This is a genomic window from Rhodobacter sp. 4.3.4 (genome assembly GCF_058724655.1).
Genome location: NZ_JBZXDU010000003.1, coordinates 42,819 through 60,609 on the forward strand (window position 1 = coordinate 42,819; position 17,791 = coordinate 60,609).

Sequence of the window (17,791 nt, forward strand, 5' to 3'; positions counted from 1 at the left end):
AAATATCCTCGGGGGTCCGGGGGCAGACAGCCCCCGGCGGCCCGAACTGGAACCCGCCATGTCCGACAATCCGATCCGCGCCTATGCCGCCGTCACCGCCGCCTATTGGGCCTTCATGCTCACCGATGGCGCGCTGCGGATGCTGGTGCTGTTGCAGTTCAACGGGCTGGGCTTCAGCGCCGTGCAACTTGCCTGGCTGTTCCTGCTTTACGAAGTCGCGGGCATTGCCACCAACCTTGGCGCGGGCTGGCTGGCGGCGCGCTTCGGCCTTGCCGCCACGCTTTACGGCGGGCTTGGCCTGCAGGTCGCGGCACTGGTCGCGCTGACGCAGCTTGACCCCGGCTGGTCGATCCCCGCCTCGGTCGCTTTCGTGATGGCGGTGCAGGGCGTCTCGGGCGTGGCCAAGGATCTGGCGAAGATGTCGTCGAAATCCGCCGTCAAGCTTCTGGCGCCCAGCGGGGACGGCGGGCTTTTTCGCTGGGTGGCGGTGCTGACCGGCTCAAAGAACGCGGTGAAGGGGCTCGGCTTCTTCCTTGGCGCTGCTTTGCTGGCGCTTGTCGGCTTCAAACCGGCGATCTGGGGCATGGCGGCGCTGCTGGCCCTGATCCTGATCGCGGTCGTGGCCTTCCTGCCCAGGGGCCTGCCCGGGCGGATGAAATCTTCAGAGGTCTGGGGCGGCTGGCGGTCGCAAAACCCGCAGGTGAACCGGCTGTCACTGGCCCGGATGTTCCTCTTTGGCGCCCGCGATGTCTGGTTCGTCGTCGGGCTTCCCGTTTATTTTCAGGCGGTTCTGTCCGACGGCACCGCCGAGGGCCGACGCGAGGCGTTCTTTCTGACCGGCGGTTTCATGGCGCTCTGGATCATCGCTTATGGCGCGGTGCAGGCCTTTGCGCCGCGGCTTCTGGGCGCGAAATCCCAGCCAGAGGCCGCGATTACCGCAAAAGCCATCACCTGGGCGGGCTATCTGGTGCCGATCCCCTTCGCGCTGTCGGCGGCGGTGCTGATCGCCCCCGCGCCCGCGCCGTGGCTGACCGCAACGCTGCTCATCGGGTTGCTCGCCTTCGGCTTCGTCTTCGCGGTCAATTCCTCGGTCCATTCCTATCTGATCCTCGCCTTTGGCGATGCGCGGCGTATCACCCGCGATGTCGGTTTTTACTACATGGCCAATGCGGCGGGGCGGCTGATCGGCACGCTTTTGTCGGGGCTGAGCTACCAGCTCGGCGGGCTGGCGCTGTGCCTTGCCACCGCAGGCGCCATGGCGGCGGCAAGCTGGTGGGCCGCGCGCAGGCTCGCCTAGCCGATGTCGACCGGCACATCGACCTTGAGATCGGCAAGATTTCCAAGCTTCGCCGCAGGGTAATCGAGCAGCGCCCACGGTGTTTCGGTCCGTGCCCCCGTGGGCAGCACCGTTGCCGCCGCCGCCCCTGCCACACCCAGAACGCCACCGCGCAGAAACTGGCGGCGGCCGACATCGACCAACCGATTGCACTTCATGGGGTATCCTCCCGTTTCTCCCTCCTCCCAGAGTAGCAACGGGCGTTTGGCCGCATCTACGACCTTGGGCAGCCTGCCGCGACGCGGCAAGCCGTTGACCCGATTAACGGATTTTTCATGTTCGGAAATCCGGACAGGAATCGCCCGTCAGAGGCCGAGCTTTTGCATCTTTTCCCAAAGCGTGGTGCGGGACACCTGCAAGAGCTTCGCCGCCTCGCTGACCTGCCCGCCGGTGCGCTCCAGCGCGCGCAGGATATGGGCGCGTTCAGCGGCATCGCGCGCCTCGGAAAGGCTGGGCAGGCTGTCGTCGGACGCCAGCGCCCGTTCTGTGGCCACTCATGCGCCCGCACCGCCTCCAGCACGAGGGCCGACAGCGGCCGCAGGGGCACGGCCCGGCGGGCATTGAGGCTTTCGAACATGCGGCAAAGCAGCCAGATCGCATCCTCGGGGCGGTCCTTGAGCGGGGGGAGGCGATGTCGACCCCCGAAAGCCGGGCATGCAGATCGCCGCGAAGGCGGCCCTCCCGCGTCGCCGCCGCAAGGCCCGGGCCCGCCGCCGCAATCACCCGCGTCTTGGCCACCACAAGCGCGGCGATCAGCGCGTCCTGCTCGGCGCCGGGCAGATGCTCGACGCCATTGAGAAAGGCGGTTCCGGCCTCGGCGCGGGTCAGCGTTGCGCGCAGGGCGGCGGCGATATCGGGATGACCTTCGATATCAAGGACAACAAAGGGGCCGTCCGCGCGCGCAGACCGGGCGCGAATGCGCTCGGCGAGCAGACGTTTGCCGGTGCCGCGCGCGGCCAAGATCAGCACCGGATCGTCGCGCGATGCCGCCTCGACGATCCGGGTTTCGATCCGCAGCGCGGCGGCCGAGATGCCCAAGAGCGCCTCGCCCAGCATCGGGCGCGCAGGCGCAAGCGCCACCAGCTTTTCCAGAAAAGCCCGCATGTCGAAGGGCTTGGCGACGTAATCGCTGGCGCCGGCCTGCAGGAGCCGCACCGCCTGATCGATGCTGCCCTGCCCGGTGATGAACAGAAAGGGCGGCGGTGCATGGGTGCGGCAGAGCGTGGTGACAGTTCCTCGCCGGTGCCGTCGCTCAGCCGGATGTCGCAGACCACCAGATCGATCGGCGCGCGCGGGGTGCGCAGGGCCCCAAGGGCGCGGCGCATCTGCTTGAGCCAGATCACCTCGGCGCCCTCAAGGCCAAGGCGCTGATAAAGCGAGGCCCCCATGATCTCGTCATCCTCGATCAGCGCAATGCGGCAGCCGCTCAGCATGGCACGGCCCCCCGCGCGAACTGCACCGTCAGCACGGTCCAGCCGTCCTCGCGCCGATGCGCGATCTGCCCGCCAAGGCTGCGAACAAGGTCGCGCACGAGCCGCAGCCCGACACCGCCGCCGGGCGCAACCGTCGCCCAGAAGCCGGCGCAGTGCCTCTGCCGACATCCCCGGCCCGTCGTCGCACACGCTCAGCGTCAGGACCTCCGGCGCGGCCACCACCTCAAGCCCCACCGCGCCGCCCTGACCGGCCGCCGCCGCCGCGTTCAGGCACAGGTTCAGCACGATCTGCCGCACAGGCGCGGCGGGCAACCACGCCAGATCGGCCCCCTCTGCCGGGGTCTGCCAATCAAGCCTCTGGCCCAGACGCGCGGTTTCGGGCGCGAAGAGCAGCTTCAGATCCTCGAAATCGGCGGTGGCGAGCGGCTGCCCCTTGCGGTCGAAGCGGTTTTGCTCGAGCGTCGCCCGGGCCACGTCGCGCAGATGGCGCAGGCCCCGGTCCAGCAGGTCGGCGGCATCGCGCACCACCGCCGGACGATCGGGGTAAGCGCGGATCGTGTCGGCGGCATTCAAAAGCCCGCCGAGCGGGTTGTTGATCTCATGCGCGAGCGACGAGGACAGCCGCCCGCCCCGGCGATGAGCAACGTCGCCACCGTGTTTCCCCAGATAAGAAGCCGCAGCGCCTCTTGCTGCTCGGCGATCAGGTCCGACACGTCCAGCTCAGAAACGATCCGGCCCACGGCGCGGCCCTGATAGATCAGCGGCACCCCCATCCGCAGCGGCGCGGCCTCGGTCAGGTCCTGCGCATCAAGGTTTTGCGCCGCCGCCAGATCGGCGGGCAAGAGCGTATCGACCGGGGCACGATGCGGGTCCGACGCCGCGATAACCCGTCCGCGATCGTCGGTCACCACGGTCAGCAGCATCCGCCGCCCAACCTGCGCGGTGGTCGCCCGGTCGAGCGTGTCGTAAACCTCCCAGACATCGCGGCGCAGCACGGCGGGGCCAAGCGCGGTGGCCAAGGCGCCCAGATGCAGCCCGGCGATCTCGCGCAGCCGGTCGGTCTGCGTCGCCCCAAGGGCGGCCAGCACCTGATGCGACGCAACAAACCCCACCATCACCATCTGCCCCACGGCGAGAAGCGGGATGCGCAGGGCAAGTGGCAGCGCGCGCGGGCTCATGGTTGGCCAAGGTCGTGCATCCGCGCCAGGATGCCGTCGTAAAGCGCGGGCTCTGCCGGGGCGATGCCGTCCAGTTGCAACGCGCCAAGGGCCGCGCGACCGGGGGCGGTCGTTGCCATCTGCAGCGCCGCCCGTTGCAGCGCCTGCACCGGGGCGCTGGTCATCCGGTCGCGCCGGGCCACTAGCGGCGGAAATCCCAGCCATTCCGAGCGTGCCACGACGCGGGTGGCCTCCGTCAGATCGGGCTCGACCTGACGTAGCGCCTCCCAGACATAACCATCGACACTGCCCGACCGCGCCAGCCCCGCCGCCACCGCCCGCACCACGTTGCGATGCCCGAAGGTGAAGAAGCTGCGGGTAAAAAAACGGTCAGGCGTCTCGCCGATCTGCGCCAGATCCGAGGCCGTGACCAACCAGCCGGAATTGCTGTCGGGGTCGGAAAAGGCATGAATGCCGCCGCGCAGATCGGCAAGGCTGCGCGCCGGGTCGCGCGCGGCAGCGATCAGATAGGATTGATAGCGCGGCCTGCCCCGCCAGACCGGAACCCCCAGAAGCGCCAGTTCGGCGCGATGTTGCAGAGAGGGATAGCCGCAAAGCCACGCCGCCTCGACGCTGCCTTCCAGAAGCAGAGCCGTGATCTCGGCATAGGAACGCCGCCGCACCAGATCGATCGCATGGCCACTTCCAGCGGCAAGCGCGGCGCGCAGGGTTTCGGCCGCATCCGCATCATTGTCGAGAATGACCGGCGTCAGGGCAAAGCGCAGCGTTGCATCGGCCCGCCCCTGCGTTGCGCAGAAGGCGACCACGCCACCGATCAGACCTCGTCGCGTGATCCTCGGCATCCGGTCTCTCCCCAGGGCCAGATTGGGAAGCGTCCGGGGTTCGGTCCAGAAAAAAACCGATGGCGACCTTATGCGCCTTGACGCATGAGATGCGCTGGCGCGAATATGCGCCAAAGCGCAAAGGTGTCCGATGATTCTTCCCGTTCTCACTGCCTTGGCCGAGCCGACCCGGCTCGCCGCGATGATCCGTCTGGCCGACGGGCGCGAGCATTGCGTCTGCGAGCTGATGGCGGCGCTCGACGCCACGCAAAGCCGGATGTCGCGGCACATGCAGGCGCTGAAACAGGCAGGGCTGGTGGTGGACCGGCGTGATGCGCAATGGGTGCGCTACCGGCTGAACCCCGAGTTGGCGCCCGAGATCCGCGCCGTGCTGAGGGCCGTTCTGGACGCGGCCCTAACCGGAGAAAGGAACGCCGCATGAGCCATCACACCGTCTCGACCCGTCCGGCTCCCGACTGGCTCTGGCATCTCGGGCTGTTTGTGGCGCTGGTGCTCTGGGGGCTGATCTATCGCCAGCTTGCGCCCCTGTCCGAGCGGCTCACCGCGCTGATCCCGATGGAGCGTCATAGCCACACCGGCGAAGCCATCGCGTTTTTCCTTTATGACGTGCCCAAGGTGATGCTGCTGCTGGCGCTGATCGTCTTCGCCATGGGGGTGGTGCGCAGCTGGTTTGCGCCCGAACGCACCCGCGCCCTTCTGGCGGGGCGGCGTGAAGGGGTGGGCAACGTGCTTGCCGCAGGTCTTGGGGTGGTGACGCCGTTCTGTTCCTGCTCAGCGGTGCCGCTTTTCATCGGCCTTGTCTCGGCGGGGGTGCCGCTGGGCGTGACCTTTTCCTTCCTGATCTCGGCGCCGATGGTGAACGAGGTCGCCTTGGTGCTGCTCTTCGGTCTGGTCGGTTGGCAGGTCGCGGCGGTCTATTTCGGCTTCGGGCTGGCCGTCGCCATCGTCTCGGGCTGGGTGATCGGGCGGCTGCATCTGGAAGGCTGGCTGCAGGACTGGGTGCGTGACATCCATTCCGGCGCCGCCCTGCCCGAAGCGTTCGAGGGCGACCGGTTGAGCATGGTGGACCGCTACCGGCTTGGCCTTGTCGCGCTGCGCGAGATCGTCGGCCGGGTCTGGCTGTGGATCCTCGCCGGGATCGGCATGGGGGCGCTGATCCACGGCTATGTGCCCGAAGATCTGATGGTGCGGATCATGGGGGCGGATGCCTGGTGGTCGGTGCCCGCCGCTGTAGCGATCGGCATTCCCATGTATACCAATGCCGCCGGGGTGATCCCGATCGTCGAGGCGCTTCTGGACAAGGGCGCCGCCTTGGGCACGGTTCTCGCCTTCATGATGTCGGTGATCGCGCTGAGCCTGCCCGAGATGATCATCCTGAAACAGGTGCTGAGCTTGCGGCTGATCGCGGTCTTCGTTGCCGTGGTGGGCATCGGCATTCTGGCCGTGGGATATCTCTTCAACGTTCTGTTCTGAAAGGACAAGGCATGGAAATCAAGGTGCTCGGCACGGGCTGTGCCAAGTGCAAGGCCACCGCCGATCTGATCACGCAGGTGGCGGCCGAGGCAGGCAAGCCGGTCGATATCGTCAAGGTCGAGGAGATGCGCCAGATCGTCGGCTATGGCGTGATGACGACGCCCGCCGTGGTGGTGGGCGAAAAGGTCGTCCACAAGGGCTCGGTGCCCGGCCGGGCGCAGGTGCTGGGCTGGCTGCAACAGGGGGAATGAGATGACACATGTGGATCTGCCCGAGGCACGCGAAGCCTGCCCGACCGCGTCGCAAAAGCTTTTGGCCGATGGCGCGCTCTTGGTGGACGTGCGCGAGGCCGACGAGGTGGCAGCCTGCGGTTTTGCGGGCTGCGCGGTGATGCATCTACCGCTGAGCCAGTTTGAGGCCCGCTTTGCCGAAATCCCGCGCGACCGCGAGGTGATCCTCGCCTGTGCCAATGGCGATCGCAGCCTCAAGGCCACCTATTTCCTGCTTTATCAGGACTATACGAAGGTGACGAACATGAAGCACGGGCTGGCCCGCTGGGTCGCCCGGGGCTTTCCGATCACCGGCACAGCTGCCGCGGTCACTGCTGGCGGCTGCGGTTGCGGCTCGGGCACCTGCTGCTGAGCTTACCGCCCCGCCCGCCGTTGCACCGCCGGGCCGCTTTCATACCAACCCTTGGTGCGGGTCACGATCCGCACCACCGAGAGCATCACCGGCACTTCGATCAGCACGCCGACCACCGTGGCCAGCGCCGCGCCCGAGGTGAAGCCAAAGAGGCTGATCGCCGCCGCCACCGCAAGCTCGAAGAAATTCGACGCCCCGATCAGCGCCGAGGGGGCGGCGACGCAATGCGCCTCGCCGGTCACGCGGTTGAGCCAATAGGCGAGAGCGGCGTTGAAATAGACCTGAACGAGGATCGGCACCGCCAGAAGCGCGATCACCACGGGCTGCGCCAGGATCTGTTCGCCCTGAAAGCCGAAGAGCAAAACCAGCGTGGTGAGCAGCGCGAGGATCGACAGAGGGCCGAGGCGGGAAATCAGCCGCGACAAGGCCTCTCCCCCCTCGGCCAGCTTGCGACGGCGGATCCCTTGCGCCACCGCCACCGGCACGAGAATGTAAAGCATGACCGACAGAACCAGCGTCGCCCAGGGCACGGTGATTGCCGAAAGGCCCAGAAGAAAGGCGACGATCGGCGCGAAGGCCACCACCATGATCGCATCGTTCAGCGCCACCTGGCTCAGGGTGAAATGCGGCTCGCCGTTCGAGAGGTTCGACCACACGAAGACCATCGCCGTGCAGGGCGCGGCCGCCAGCAGGATCAGCCCGGCCATGTAGCTCTCGATCTGGTCGGCGGGCAGGAAGGGGCGAAAGAGCACCGACAGGAACAGCCACCCCAGCGCTGCCATCGAAAACGGCTTCACCGCCCAGTTGATTAACAGCGTCACGCCGACGCCGCGCCAATGGCGGGTCACCTGACCGAGCGCGGCGAAGTCGATCTTCAGCAGCATCGGAATGATCATCAGCCAGATCAGCACCGCGACGGGCAGGTTGACGCGGGCGATCTCCAGCGCGCCGATCACCCGGAAGACGGCAGGAAACATCTGCCCCAGCGCAATCCCCGCACCGATGCAGAGCGCAACCCAGAGCGTCAGATAGCGTTCAAAGAGGCTCATGTTCTGTCCTTTCCGGCTGGCAGGCAGCAGGCGCCCTCGGGCGGGGGCGTCAGGCTGGAAATGAACGCGCCCAGAGGCGCAAGGGCGGCGGGGCTGAGCGTATAGCAGATGCGCGGCCCGTCGATTTCGCCGGTGATGAGACCGGTCGCCTTCAGGATGCGCAGATGTTCCGACACCGTGGACTGGGCCAGCCCGACCGCCTCCACGATCTCGCCACCGATGCAGCCCGGCGTGGCCAGCAGCACCCGCAGGATGCGCAGCCGGGCCGGATGCGCCAGTGATTTCGCCAGCTCCGCAAGTGTGTCGTCGGTAACCATGAGTTGCCCTACTGTTCGCAAATCGACGATAGGCGATGAGATGACGCCCCGCAAGAGGCAGGCGGATGCCTGCCTCCCTGAGCCCGCGTTTCGGCGTTCTGCCCTCAGTGCAACAGCAGCACCCGCAATTTGCGCGACCGGAGACGCCCATCACGATGGCAGCGTGACCGGGTTGTGCAAGACGACCCCAATCTCGGCTCACGTGAATGGCCGCAGCGTGAGTGCTGCGCCGCAGCAGCGTCACGCACTCGACTGGCGGCCAGCCTATGGTAATTCTTGAGTCGTGCGAGAGGAGACACAACCGCTTCTTGGGCATCCCTTCGCTTCCGGGCGCCACGCGAATGGCCGCTTTCGCAGATCGCCGCGGGTGCGATGCTGCAACCTCACCGACGGCAATCCGCCCCTCCGCAACGGCCCGGGGGTGCCGCGCCTCGCGCTGCGACACGATCGAGCGGCCACTTCAGGGTGCGGCACTATTCTCTTGCCTTGACCTCGCTTCAACAAGCCTTCGCTCGACCTGCGACCCTCGCGGGTGACCGAGGATATCATCGGCGATTTCTACATTTACCTGATCTCGCGCCTCGCTTCCGACACCGGGAAGAAGGCTGGCGAGTCCTATACTCCTTCGGCCGTTTAGCGCCTGCTGTCCAAGTTGCCGGGCATCTCTTCCTCTGGTTCTCGCAATTCGCAAACCAACACGGCTGATCACATCGGGAGCACTGTGTGCAGCAAAAAATAATTTGTCGCACATAGGGTGATGTGCGACAAATATGAAGTCGTTGCACACGAGGGCCTCTATGGAGATCATCTCACACAGCCAGATTGCACAGACGGCTTATCAAGACCTGCTTCGGCTGCATCTCGACGAGCGCGTGGCGGAGGTGACGGGCACCATCGAAGAACGCCATCGCGGCGGACGAGCCTATCTTTACGAGCGGTTTCGGCTCGGGACGGAGGCCCGCAGCCGCTATCTCGGCGAGGACAGTCCGCAGCTTCGCGACCGGCTGGAACGGGCGGCGGCGCTGAAATCCGATGCACAGGTGCGACGCCAGAGGATGACCCGCCTGACCCGTATCCTGCGCGCCGAGGGCTACATTGCCACAGATCGAGACACCGGCTCGTTGTTTCTCGCCTTCGCTCGGGCGGGGATGTTTCGCCTCGGTGGGACACTGATCGGAACGGCGGCCTTCGCGCTCTATCAGGGCGAACTCGGCGTGCGGATGGATGCAGAGCGGCTGGCACAGACCGGCGATATCGACTTGGCGAGCTTCCAGCGGCTCTCGGTCGCGCTGGAAGACAAGGTCGAAGAAGATCCGGGCGACATCCTCTCGGCGCTGAAATTCGACCCTGTGCCGGGGATATCGGACCGGCAGATATGGAAGTGGCGGCAGAGCCGGTCCGAGGTGATGGTCGAGTTCCTGACGCCCGCCTTCGGCGACGAGACGGTGAAACCCCTGCCCGCGCTTGGGGTCTCGGCGCAAGCTCTGAACTATCTCAACTACTTGATTGCAGAACCGATCCCGGCGGTGGCGCTCTATCGCTCGGGCGTGCTCGTGCAGATCCCGCGCCCTGAGCGTTTCGCGATCCACAAGCTGATCGTGGCCGACCGCCGTCGCGAAGGGTCGGATCGGGGCAAATCCGCAAAGGACCGGGCGCAGGCTGCCTTCCTGATCGAGGTGCTCGCGCAAGACCGCCCCGACGAGTTGGTCGAAGCCTGGGAGGATGCACGATCCCGCGGCCCGCGTTGGCGTAAGCGCCTGGACGCAAGCCTTGCCCGAATGGCCGAGACGGCAGATAGGCTCGCGAAACTGGGCTAGGCGTTGGTCCGGGGAGCAGCTCAATCATGGATCATTGGTCGCCGAGTGTGGTGCCCCATCCTTGCGGATCGTTACCGCCGTTGTAGGTCTGTGGCGGAGCGCCTGCGAGCCACCTTCTCCCCTTTCCGGGGCTTTTTCGCGCCACCGCCAGCCCGGTCTCCGGTCGTGCGGTGCCATGCCGGTCCATGAGGATCTCGGGTCCGCCGCTCGTCGTCATCTCCTTGGCCTTCCGGGCACGGCCGCAGACGAGGTGGGTACTGGCCGCGTTGGTGTCTGCCGCCCAAGGTCGCGCGCGGTCGGGGCCGTCTTGGTGCCGGGGCGGGATGAGCGGGTCTGCTGGCCTCCCCTGCGTTGTCCTCGCTCGGCACATCCCTTCGACGCACAATCCCCTAAGCCTGTTCGGGTGCGTGCGCGCAACCCCGCTCCGGTCCGGGCCGTGTTGGCCCCTGCGGGGCCTGCCCGCGCCACCCCGGCCCCTCGGGGGTTTCCGGCTCGGTTCCCGCGCCGTGCACGCCGCGCCCGACAGGCTTCTTCCGGGTCTTGTCGAAGGGACGGTCCCGGCGACAGGACACACAGGAGAATTCCCATGCAGAACATCGTCATCCTCGCCGGCAACATCGGTCAGGCCCCGGAGGTCCGCGCGACCCAGGGGGCTACCCGGATCACCAATTTCAGCCTCGCCACCTCGCGGCCGCGGCTCTCGGAAGGCCGGGTGCTGCGCGACGAGAACGGCTACCGGATCATGGACACGGAATGGCACCGCATCACCTGCTTCAACGGTCTGGGCAAGACGGTGGCGGAGCACTGCGAGAAGGGGATGAAGGTTCTGGTGCAGGGGCGCATCCACTACACGAAATGGACCGACGCGGCGGGCGTGGATCGCTACGGCTGCGAGATCATCGCGGAGCGGGTCGACTTCCTGAGCCGCCCGAAGGCTGCCGAGGGCGAAAGCCCCGAGTTCATCGACCGCGACGACGAGATCCCGTTCTGACGAACGGGGCCTCGGCCAAAGCCCGGCGGGACAAACCGCCGGGTTTCCCGCATCGTGCCCCCGGAGCGCCGCGAATAGAGTTGCGTCAGATCGCTCGGATCAAGGTCTCGTATGCATCTTTGTTCAAACGGCATGTTGGTGCGATGGCGTATAAGGCTTTAGCCTGCCATTTTGGCCAAGGCGGCGCCGATACGACAGTTTTGGCCTATCGGCTGGTTTGGCGTTGACGACGGAGGGATGAACCATGGAATGGCACAGCGATGAGGATTTGAGAAAACTCGAGGAGGCGCTTATGGCGCTGCCCGAGGAAAACGATCCGATGCTGCTGCCCGAGTTCGACGGGTTTTGTGCCGGCTTGATCACCTGTCCAGAGATGATCCCGCCTTCGGTTTGGCTCGCCAAGGTCTGGGGAGAGGGTGGCGCGCCCGAGTTCGAGAGTCTCGCTGACATGCAGGCAACACTCGATCTCCTGATGGCGCATTACAACCGCGTGGCGACCGCGCTGATGATGCCGGGCGAGTATTTCCCGGTGATGGATGAAGACCAGCGCAACGGCGACATCTTGTGGGAATTCTGGATGCTCGGGTTTCTGGCTGCGATGCAGCTCAGGCCCGCGGCTTGGGGCAAGATTGCGGCCAGCAAAAATCTGCGCGCGATCAAGGCGCTCAAGAAAATGGAGGAATTGGGCAGGCTGGCCTCGCGCCTCGCAGAAGGCGGCGTCTACAAGGCCAACAAACTCGTCACGGATGCGCCCGCGCTGATCCCCGACCTTGTCGAGGAGCTGAGCTTGTTCACCAAGGCGCAGGTTCCGGGCTTGCTGACGGGCTTTCCAATGGCCGCCAACATTGCATCGGCTCCGGGTAGGAGGGTCGGGCGCAACGACCCGTGTCCCTGCGGATCGGGCAAGAAATTCAAGAAGTGCTGCGGTGCGGGTGGGCCTGCGCTTTGAGATGACGGGTGCGCCGAAAGCGCACCCCGCCTCAGGCTTCACCGTTAGGGTCTTGATCCACGCCGTCCAGACCTTTGTGAGGTTTACCCGCTCCCGTGCGGATCTTGGCTCAACTCCTGGAAAAGCATTGGTTTGTTGCGCAGAACTGCGGGTTTCCGCTGAGTGGCACAACAAATATAGTATTATCATGGCGTTTCGGGCGGCGTTTCTGTGGTGCCATCGGTGCAGCCCAATTCCCGCACCAACTTGAAACTCTTCGCTCGGCGCTTGTCGGCGGTGTACCAGACGATCTTGCGCTCTTTCGACTGCGAGAATTCATAGACGACCCCAAGAACGATCTTCTGATCGTGGGGATCGAGCATCCATTCGACGGGCAGGCCGATGTCGATCGCCTGATGCGGCACCGACTGCTCTGCAGAGTTTTGCTCATCACTCATGACTGGTCCCTCGATGGAATTCAGAAGCCGGATTCGGCAAGCGCGGCATCGAATGCCGCTTCGAACCGCGCCCGAAACGCCGGTCCCATGGCGCGGCCGAGGCCGATGATGCCGAGTGGATCGTGCCGCGCGCTGAGATCGACGACGAAGGTTTCGGGCAGGGTCAGGGTCACGCTGGTTGGGTGGCGTCCTCGGGTGCCCCTTCGTTCGCTGACCTCCGGCCAGCCGGTGTCTTTCCAATCGTGGCAAAGATCGTTCCGAAGACCCTGCGCGACACGTCGGATCAGGAAGGGGACCGGGCACCGCGCAGCTTTGGCCCAGGCCTCGGCGCGCGGCGCCTGCGCTGCGGTGAGTGAAACCGCGACGTAAACGACGGTCGTCTTCACCGCACCTTGAGGCTGTTCGGATGTCTCTGCCTCGGTGATCACGTCACATCCAGTGGCGGCCATTTGGTCTTCGATCGTCGCTGACGCCTCCAAGATCGAGCCTGCCCCCCTCCCGGCTTCCCCCTTGATCGCAAGCGCAGGTGTCAGCGTTTCGCGGGCGTTTGAGGTTGGCGAGCGGTCATCTTTCGGATCGCCCGCGCCCTCGCCAAATCCGAGTGTCGCCGAAAATCCTGCATCGCGGCGGATGACCCGCATCATGTCCTTGCGCGGGGCCATCACGCGACCTCCATCGGAACGGTGATCATCCGGTCGATTTCGTCGAGCAGCTCTGTTGCCTCCTTCACGGCATTGAGCACGTGGGTGGCAAGGCCTCGGTTTAACGTATGCTCTGCGATCTCGCCCAGCAGTCCTTCGCGATCCATCCGCACATAGGCGGTGCGGTTCGACAGGAAGGCCTCGCAGGCGGGAAGGGCCGCGAATAGCTCCTGCGCCACGGCCCGTTCCGCTTCCGAGACGCGCAGGGGCACCCGGTTCAGGATCACGGAAAACCCCGGCAACTCCTCGGGGCGATCTACCCGGCCGCGCAGGTTCATGTACCAGCTTGCCGTTTCTCGGGTTTCGCTCAGATCGCCGCGCGACAGCATCATCGGCGAGACGATACGATGCGCGGCGATCGCCAGCATATCCTGCGCTTCTGCCCCGCCGCCAAACGTGTCGATCAGCACGAGGTGTTCCTGATCGGGTTGTTCATAGATCTGCGCGATGGCCTCGGTGATCTCGAAAGCATCCAGAGAATGCACGACCTCAACGAGGGGCGACCAGTTTCCCGCTGTGCGTCCGGCGGCCATCCAGTGAAGGCAGGAACGTGAGGTGTCGGTGTCGAAAATCGTCACCGTTTCCCCCCTTGCGGCAGCGGCTGAGGCCAGCGCGCGGCAGAGCGTGCTTTTGCCCGATCCGCCTTTTCTGTTCATCGCCAGAACGACGCGTATCCCGTTACTCATGAAACTTCCCTCATCTTGCGGCGTGCCGAAGGCATTTATCTGATCGCGGAACACCGTTTGAATTATTCGCTGTGTGAATATCGAAATTCATCCCGCGCAATGCGAATTGCGTGGGACATATAGCGGAAAGCGAAAGTCGTTTGACTTATAGCGTTTCGCTTTTATCTGATATCATCTTGCGGTTGATGTTTTGCGCGCTGCAGAGAGCACGTCGCTGATGCTTGACTACGCATCTCACTCGTCCTTTCTCGGTCCCCGGTCTAGGAGTGGCGGGGCATAATTGCGCCATAACAACATGTTACGGCGTTGATTTTGTCACATTGATGGCCCTCTCCCGGTGGAGGGAAGGACGTTTGCGCGAATACCTTGTCGCGATGAGGGAGCCGTGAAAGGCGTTTGGTGATCGGAAACTTACCTTGCGTAAACGTCTTCCGCAAGCACGTTTGTTCGCGCCAAGGTTGCAGTTGCAAAGGGGCGAAAGATAAGGATAAGGGTGGTGGCAGGAAATGCGTGATGTCTACAAAAAATAATGAGTGCGACGGTGAAGAAAAAAGCCCCTCGAGATAATGCGCCGGAAGCTCCCTCTAGCCCGCAAATTGTGCCGGAGCGGTCGTTGGCGGAGCCCGGTAGGGAAGGGGTCGCGCGCCCGGGTCGGGGACGGCCCCGGAAGGAGTGTTGCGGGCAGGTGGTCTCGTGCAGGCTGCCCGCAGAAGAGGTGGCGGCTTTCGATGCGCTCTGTGACCAGCTCGGCGTGAAATCCCGATCGGACGGGATCCGTGCGATCATCCGTATGAGCGCTGGGTTTCTTGAGTTCGGCCCGGAAGATGCGGCACGGCTCGATGGCATCCAGCGCGAGTTGCACAAGATCGGGGTCAATGTGAACCAGATCGCGCTGGCGGCGAACCGGGGCCGGGTGTCGATGGTCCAAGAGCAGTGGGCCGGACTCGACGAGTTGCGCCAGAGGCTGCCGCTCTTGCGCGCGACCCTGTCGCAGGTGATCAGCGAGCGGCGCCGGAGGGGCGTGACCCTCTACCGGAAGTTTGTGGCAGAGCATCAGGGGCACCAAGGTGGCTAAGCTTGCGACACGGCCCGGCCGAGGTGTCGTTGACGCGCTGCTTGGCGATCTTGATGTGTTGCGACCGCAGCGGGGGCGTGCGCGGGGAACGGGCGGGGCAGGGTTTATGCGCTTTTCGCCCCGGGCGGCGCAGCTTTGGCGCTTTGCGCTTGGATCGAACGCGGCGGTGATCAAGAAGATCAATCGGGGCGGGACGCATACCGCCAAGGATCTGCGGGCGCAGTTCGATTACCTGTTCTCGAAGTCCGAGGCGGTCTTTGGCAATGCCGTATCCCATGATCCGAACGCGCGCGGCCTTGCCGCCGACGAGCGCCGCGAGATCGCGGAGACCTGGGGCGATGACTGGCGCGGGGCGCCGAAGAACGGACATACGAGCCATCTCTTGCTCAGCTTTCCCTCACATGTTGCCCCCGGCAAGGCGAAGCTGATCGCCGAAGCCTGGGCCTTCGAGATGTTCCAGTCCGGGGCGCATCAGGCGGAAGAATGGGCCTATGTCGCGGCGCTGCACACCGACCGCGCGCATCCGCATGTGCATGTCGTGGTGAACAACCGCGGTCTGATCGACGGGAGGTGGTTCTACATGGCCCGCGAGCATGCGTTCAATCTCGACATGATGAAAACCCGGATGGTCGAGACCGCGGCGGAAGAAGGGGTGTTTCTCGACGCCAGCTCGCGGGCCGAGCGGGGGATTCTGAGCTATGGCCCGAGCCGGGCCGAGATCGAGTGGGCGCAGGCGCAGGGCCGGGCGCCCAAGGAGAGGATGCGCGAGGGTCGGGCGCTCGATGAGGCCCTGTCAAGCATGACCCGCTCCGCCGAAACCCTGCGCGGGCTTGCGCATCTGGCCGCCCTGACCGGGCTTGATGAGATCGCCACGCGGATCCGTGCGGCGGAGGCTGCCTTGGTCCGTGGCGGTATCGTGAATGCTTTCCCAGCCGCCGAGCACCGTGATACCCGTGCCGATCTCGAACGGCATTTCGAAGGCTGGATGGGGCAGGCGCTGGACGCGATTGGTTCGCGGCCTGAACAGGAGCAGCTTGCGCTGCGCAAGGAACTTTTCGGCCATGCCCGCGATGTTCTCGACGGGCTTGGGGATCGGCGCGGCGCGCAGTTGCTGGAGATGCCGGCGCAGTCGGAAATCTATGGCCGAAGGATGATTGTGCGGTGTGCGGACGCGGCGCGGCAGAACTTGCCCGACATGCGCGCCCCGGGTTTGGACATCAGCGAAAAGATATCGGCGCTCGGGGTCCAGATAGGCCTCGAGCCCCGGATGTTGAGGAACCGCATCGACCGGGCCGCAGCAAATGCCTTTGAGGAGCAGCTGTGGGTTCGGGACGATCTGCGCGCCGTTGCGGCGCATCGGAACCTCAATCTCATGGACCGGAAGCAGAGGAACCTGGCGGGCTCGGCGCTCGGGCAGTTCTATGAACAATCCGAAGCGTTGATCGAGGCAGGTCATCAGCGCGAACACGATGTGCGGTCCGCGCGGCTCCTCGGGACGATGCGCGCGATGGCCCGAACAATCGCAGCGACTGGCGCAGTGTGCTTCGGGTCTGATGAAGAGGCGCAACGCTTCGCCGCAGACCTTCGCCGGAGATATGGGAGCGGTATTGCGTCGGATCTGGCGGCGGGGCGGACCGACGCGCTGATGCAAGACTTTCCGGAAAAGCGGGAGAGACAAGCGGTGGCGCTGGCGGTCGCCGTCGCGGCGCGGACCCATCCTGGTATGGGCCTGAGCTTGCGAGAGGCCGAGCGGGCAAAGGTGCGCCACCGCGGGAAGGACTGGGAACTGGAATAGAGGCGCCCTGTCGCTTACCTTTCTGAGGAGCGCCCTAACCGTCGATACCGTCTCTGTTTCGGAGAGACTGCTTTCATGACCCTGGGGAGGGCGCTCTCGTCTCGGGTGGATTTTCCTCATGAGGGTTTTTGTTTGGTTGGATGGAGATCCAAATGGATGCGGCGGTAGTGTTGTCTCTCGTGATGGTCATCTTCCGTAAGCGCTGTTCTGCCCCCACCTTCCTGCTGAATCCGTAAGCTGCGATGCGGCCCTGTGGGTATATTTGCACGGGAGGTTTCAATGGGAGTCCATCAGGAGCGCCATATGGAGGCCGTTGGGTTTGTGGAGCTTTTGGCGGCTCCGACGGCCAAGCGGCGGTGGTCGGATGAGGCGAAGGGTCGGATCGTGGCGGAGACGCTTGTTGCGGGTGTCTCGGTAAACGAAGTGGCTCACCGCCATTCGCTGAAGGCGAACCACCTTTCGGCGTGGCGGACGCTGGCGCGGAATGGCAAGCTGGTGGTGCCCGAGATTGCGGGGGCAAAGTTCGCAGCGCCCGTGGCGTCGCCGATGGCAATCGCGACACCGGAAGCGACGGTGTCGATTGATCTGATCATTGGCCCTGTGACGGTGCGACTGGATGCTTCCACGCCTGCGGCACGGGTCGCGGAACTGGTGACGGCTCTGCAGGCCCGCCCGTGATCTTCCCGTCGAACCGGGTGCGTATCATGGTGGCCACGAAGCCCATCGACTTCCGCAAGGGTCACGACAGTCTGGCCGCGATGGTTAAGAACGAACTGCGCAAGGACCCGTTCACCGGGACGGTTTTTGTCTTCCGTGCCAGGAAGGCGGACCGGTTGAAGCTGCTCTACTGGGATGGCACCGGACTGGTGATGGCCTACAAGCGGCTGGAGGAGCACAGCTTCACCTGGCCCGCGGTGAAGGACGGGTTGATGCTGATGAACCATGCGCAGTTCGAGGCGCTGTTTGCGGGGCTCGATTGGCGACGGGTTCGGGCCATAGAGGCGAAGGCTCCCGAGGCGGTGGAATGACCGGTTCTGCCCTGCGGCAGGATGACTCGGTTTGTGCTTTGG

Annotated in this window: 22 protein-coding genes and 2 pseudogenes; 13 read left to right on the forward strand and 11 right to left on the reverse strand. The window is 65.0% G+C overall.

The window, feature by feature from the left end:
- Positions 1–58: 58 nt before the first annotated feature.
- Positions 59–1,297, forward strand: coding sequence for an organoarsenical effux MFS transporter ArsJ (gene arsJ, locus AC4PTB_RS18285; RefSeq protein ID WP_492192748.1), 1,239 nt, complete (start codon positions 59–61; stop codon positions 1,295–1,297).
- On the opposite strand, the gene AC4PTB_RS18290 is transcribed toward arsJ, so the two are convergent.
- From AC4PTB_RS18290 to AC4PTB_RS18315, 6 genes and pseudogenes are all read right to left on the reverse strand, one after another.
- On the reverse strand, positions 1,294–1,494 hold the full coding sequence (locus AC4PTB_RS18290) for a hypothetical protein (protein WP_492192749.1): 201 nt from the start codon (positions 1,492–1,494) through the stop codon (positions 1,294–1,296). The two genes, arsJ and AC4PTB_RS18290, sit on opposite strands and share 4 nt — an antisense overlap.
- 147 nt (positions 1,495–1,641) lie before the next feature.
- Positions 1,642–1,830, reverse strand: a complete 189-nt coding sequence (locus AC4PTB_RS18295; protein ID WP_492192750.1) for a helix-turn-helix domain-containing protein — start codon at positions 1,828–1,830, stop codon at positions 1,642–1,644.
- On the reverse strand, positions 1,760–2,440 hold the full coding sequence (locus tag AC4PTB_RS18300; RefSeq protein WP_492192751.1) for a sigma 54-interacting transcriptional regulator: 681 nt from the start codon (positions 2,438–2,440) through the stop codon (positions 1,760–1,762). The genes AC4PTB_RS18295 and AC4PTB_RS18300 overlap by 71 nt, the downstream gene beginning before the upstream one ends.
- A gap of 524 nt (positions 2,441–2,964) precedes the next feature.
- Positions 2,965–3,297: pseudogene (locus tag AC4PTB_RS18305) on the reverse strand (sensor histidine kinase); the annotation flags it as partial.
- A gap of 41 nt (positions 3,298–3,338) precedes the next feature.
- Positions 3,339–3,947 carry a hypothetical protein gene (locus AC4PTB_RS18310; RefSeq protein ID WP_492192752.1) on the reverse strand — a complete coding sequence of 203 codons (609 nt, stop codon included), beginning with the start codon at positions 3,945–3,947 and terminating at the stop codon, positions 3,339–3,341.
- A complete protein-coding gene (locus AC4PTB_RS18315; protein ID WP_492192753.1) occupies positions 3,944–4,789 on the reverse strand; it encodes a PhnD/SsuA/transferrin family substrate-binding protein in 846 nt (281 codons plus the stop codon). The genes AC4PTB_RS18310 and AC4PTB_RS18315 overlap by 4 nt, the downstream gene beginning before the upstream one ends.
- Before the next feature lie 130 nt (positions 4,790–4,919).
- Between AC4PTB_RS18315 and AC4PTB_RS18320 the strand changes: the two genes are divergently transcribed.
- Genes AC4PTB_RS18320 through AC4PTB_RS18335 form a run of 4 tightly spaced genes read left to right on the forward strand, consistent with a single transcriptional unit; the run spans position 4,920 to position 6,904 of the window.
- Entirely contained in the window at positions 4,920–5,210 is a 291-nt protein-coding gene (locus tag AC4PTB_RS18320; protein ID WP_492192754.1) for an ArsR/SmtB family transcription factor, read from the forward strand.
- Entirely contained in the window at positions 5,207–6,262 is a 1,056-nt protein-coding gene (locus AC4PTB_RS18325) for a permease (protein ID WP_492192755.1), read from the forward strand. The genes AC4PTB_RS18320 and AC4PTB_RS18325 overlap by 4 nt, the downstream gene beginning before the upstream one ends.
- Positions 6,263–6,273: 11 nt before the next feature.
- On the forward strand, positions 6,274–6,513 hold the full coding sequence (locus AC4PTB_RS18330; protein WP_492192756.1) for a thioredoxin family protein: 240 nt from the start codon (positions 6,274–6,276) through the stop codon (positions 6,511–6,513).
- A 1-nt stretch (position 6,514) separates the two neighbouring features.
- Positions 6,515–6,904, forward strand: a complete 390-nt coding sequence (locus tag AC4PTB_RS18335) for a rhodanese-like domain-containing protein (protein WP_492192757.1) — start codon at positions 6,515–6,517, stop codon at positions 6,902–6,904.
- A gap of 2 nt (positions 6,905–6,906) precedes the next feature.
- Here AC4PTB_RS18335 and arsB read toward each other — a convergent pair whose 3' ends face one another.
- Positions 6,907–7,953, reverse strand: coding sequence for an ACR3 family arsenite efflux transporter (gene arsB / locus AC4PTB_RS18340; protein ID WP_492192758.1), 1,047 nt, complete (start codon positions 7,951–7,953; stop codon positions 6,907–6,909).
- On the reverse strand, positions 7,950–8,270 hold the full coding sequence (locus tag AC4PTB_RS18345) for an ArsR/SmtB family transcription factor (RefSeq protein WP_492192759.1): 321 nt from the start codon (positions 8,268–8,270) through the stop codon (positions 7,950–7,952). The genes arsB and AC4PTB_RS18345 overlap by 4 nt, the downstream gene beginning before the upstream one ends.
- 496 nt (positions 8,271–8,766) lie before the next feature.
- On the opposite strand from AC4PTB_RS18345, the pseudogene AC4PTB_RS18350 reads away from it, so the two are divergent.
- From AC4PTB_RS18350 to AC4PTB_RS18365, 4 genes and pseudogenes are all read left to right on the forward strand, one after another.
- Positions 8,767–8,904 (forward strand): annotated as a pseudogene (locus tag AC4PTB_RS18350) (N-6 DNA methylase); the annotation flags it as partial.
- Between the two features lie 163 nt (positions 8,905–9,067).
- Positions 9,068–10,087 carry a nucleotidyltransferase family protein gene (locus tag AC4PTB_RS18355; protein WP_492192760.1) on the forward strand — a complete coding sequence of 340 codons (1,020 nt, stop codon included), beginning with the start codon at positions 9,068–9,070 and terminating at the stop codon, positions 10,085–10,087.
- 586 nt (positions 10,088–10,673) lie between these two features.
- Positions 10,674–11,078, forward strand: a complete 405-nt coding sequence (locus AC4PTB_RS18360) for a single-stranded DNA-binding protein (RefSeq protein ID WP_444451368.1) — start codon at positions 10,674–10,676, stop codon at positions 11,076–11,078.
- A 292-nt stretch (positions 11,079–11,370) separates the two neighbouring features.
- Positions 11,371–12,027: a UPF0149 family protein gene (locus AC4PTB_RS18365; protein ID WP_492192761.1), complete on the forward strand. Its 657-nt coding sequence runs from the start codon at positions 11,371–11,373 to the stop codon at positions 12,025–12,027.
- A gap of 185 nt (positions 12,028–12,212) precedes the next feature.
- Here AC4PTB_RS18365 and AC4PTB_RS18370 read toward each other — a convergent pair whose 3' ends face one another.
- The 3 genes from AC4PTB_RS18370 to AC4PTB_RS18380 are packed head-to-tail and all read right to left on the reverse strand — an operon-like array spanning position 12,213 to position 13,851.
- Positions 12,213–12,464, reverse strand: coding sequence for a hypothetical protein (locus AC4PTB_RS18370; protein ID WP_492192762.1), 252 nt, complete (start codon positions 12,462–12,464; stop codon positions 12,213–12,215).
- 20 nt (positions 12,465–12,484) lie between these two features.
- Positions 12,485–13,126, reverse strand: coding sequence for a hypothetical protein (locus AC4PTB_RS18375; protein WP_492192763.1), 642 nt, complete (start codon positions 13,124–13,126; stop codon positions 12,485–12,487).
- Complete coding sequence (locus AC4PTB_RS18380; RefSeq protein ID WP_492192764.1) at positions 13,126–13,851, reverse strand: nucleotide-binding protein; 726 nt, start codon at positions 13,849–13,851, stop codon at positions 13,126–13,128. Before AC4PTB_RS18380 ends, AC4PTB_RS18375 begins: the two co-directional genes overlap by 1 nt.
- A gap of 715 nt (positions 13,852–14,566) precedes the next feature.
- Between AC4PTB_RS18380 and mobC the strand changes: the two genes are divergently transcribed.
- The 4 genes from mobC to tnpB all read left to right on the forward strand — a co-directional run bounded on the left by mobC (position 14,567) and on the right by tnpB (position 17,749).
- On the forward strand, positions 14,567–14,926 hold the full coding sequence (gene mobC / locus AC4PTB_RS18385) for a plasmid mobilization relaxosome protein MobC (protein WP_492192765.1): 360 nt from the start codon (positions 14,567–14,569) through the stop codon (positions 14,924–14,926).
- A 106-nt stretch (positions 14,927–15,032) separates the two neighbouring features.
- A complete protein-coding gene (locus AC4PTB_RS18390; protein WP_492192766.1) occupies positions 15,033–16,721 on the forward strand; it encodes a relaxase/mobilization nuclease domain-containing protein in 1,689 nt (562 codons plus the stop codon).
- A gap of 279 nt (positions 16,722–17,000) precedes the next feature.
- Positions 17,001–17,399, forward strand: a complete 399-nt coding sequence (locus AC4PTB_RS18395) for a transposase (protein ID WP_492190504.1) — start codon at positions 17,001–17,003, stop codon at positions 17,397–17,399.
- A 26-nt stretch (positions 17,400–17,425) separates the two neighbouring features.
- On the forward strand, positions 17,426–17,749 hold the full coding sequence (tnpB, locus tag AC4PTB_RS18400) for an IS66 family insertion sequence element accessory protein TnpB (RefSeq protein ID WP_164517419.1): 324 nt from the start codon (positions 17,426–17,428) through the stop codon (positions 17,747–17,749).
- Positions 17,750–17,791: the final 42 nt, after the last annotated feature.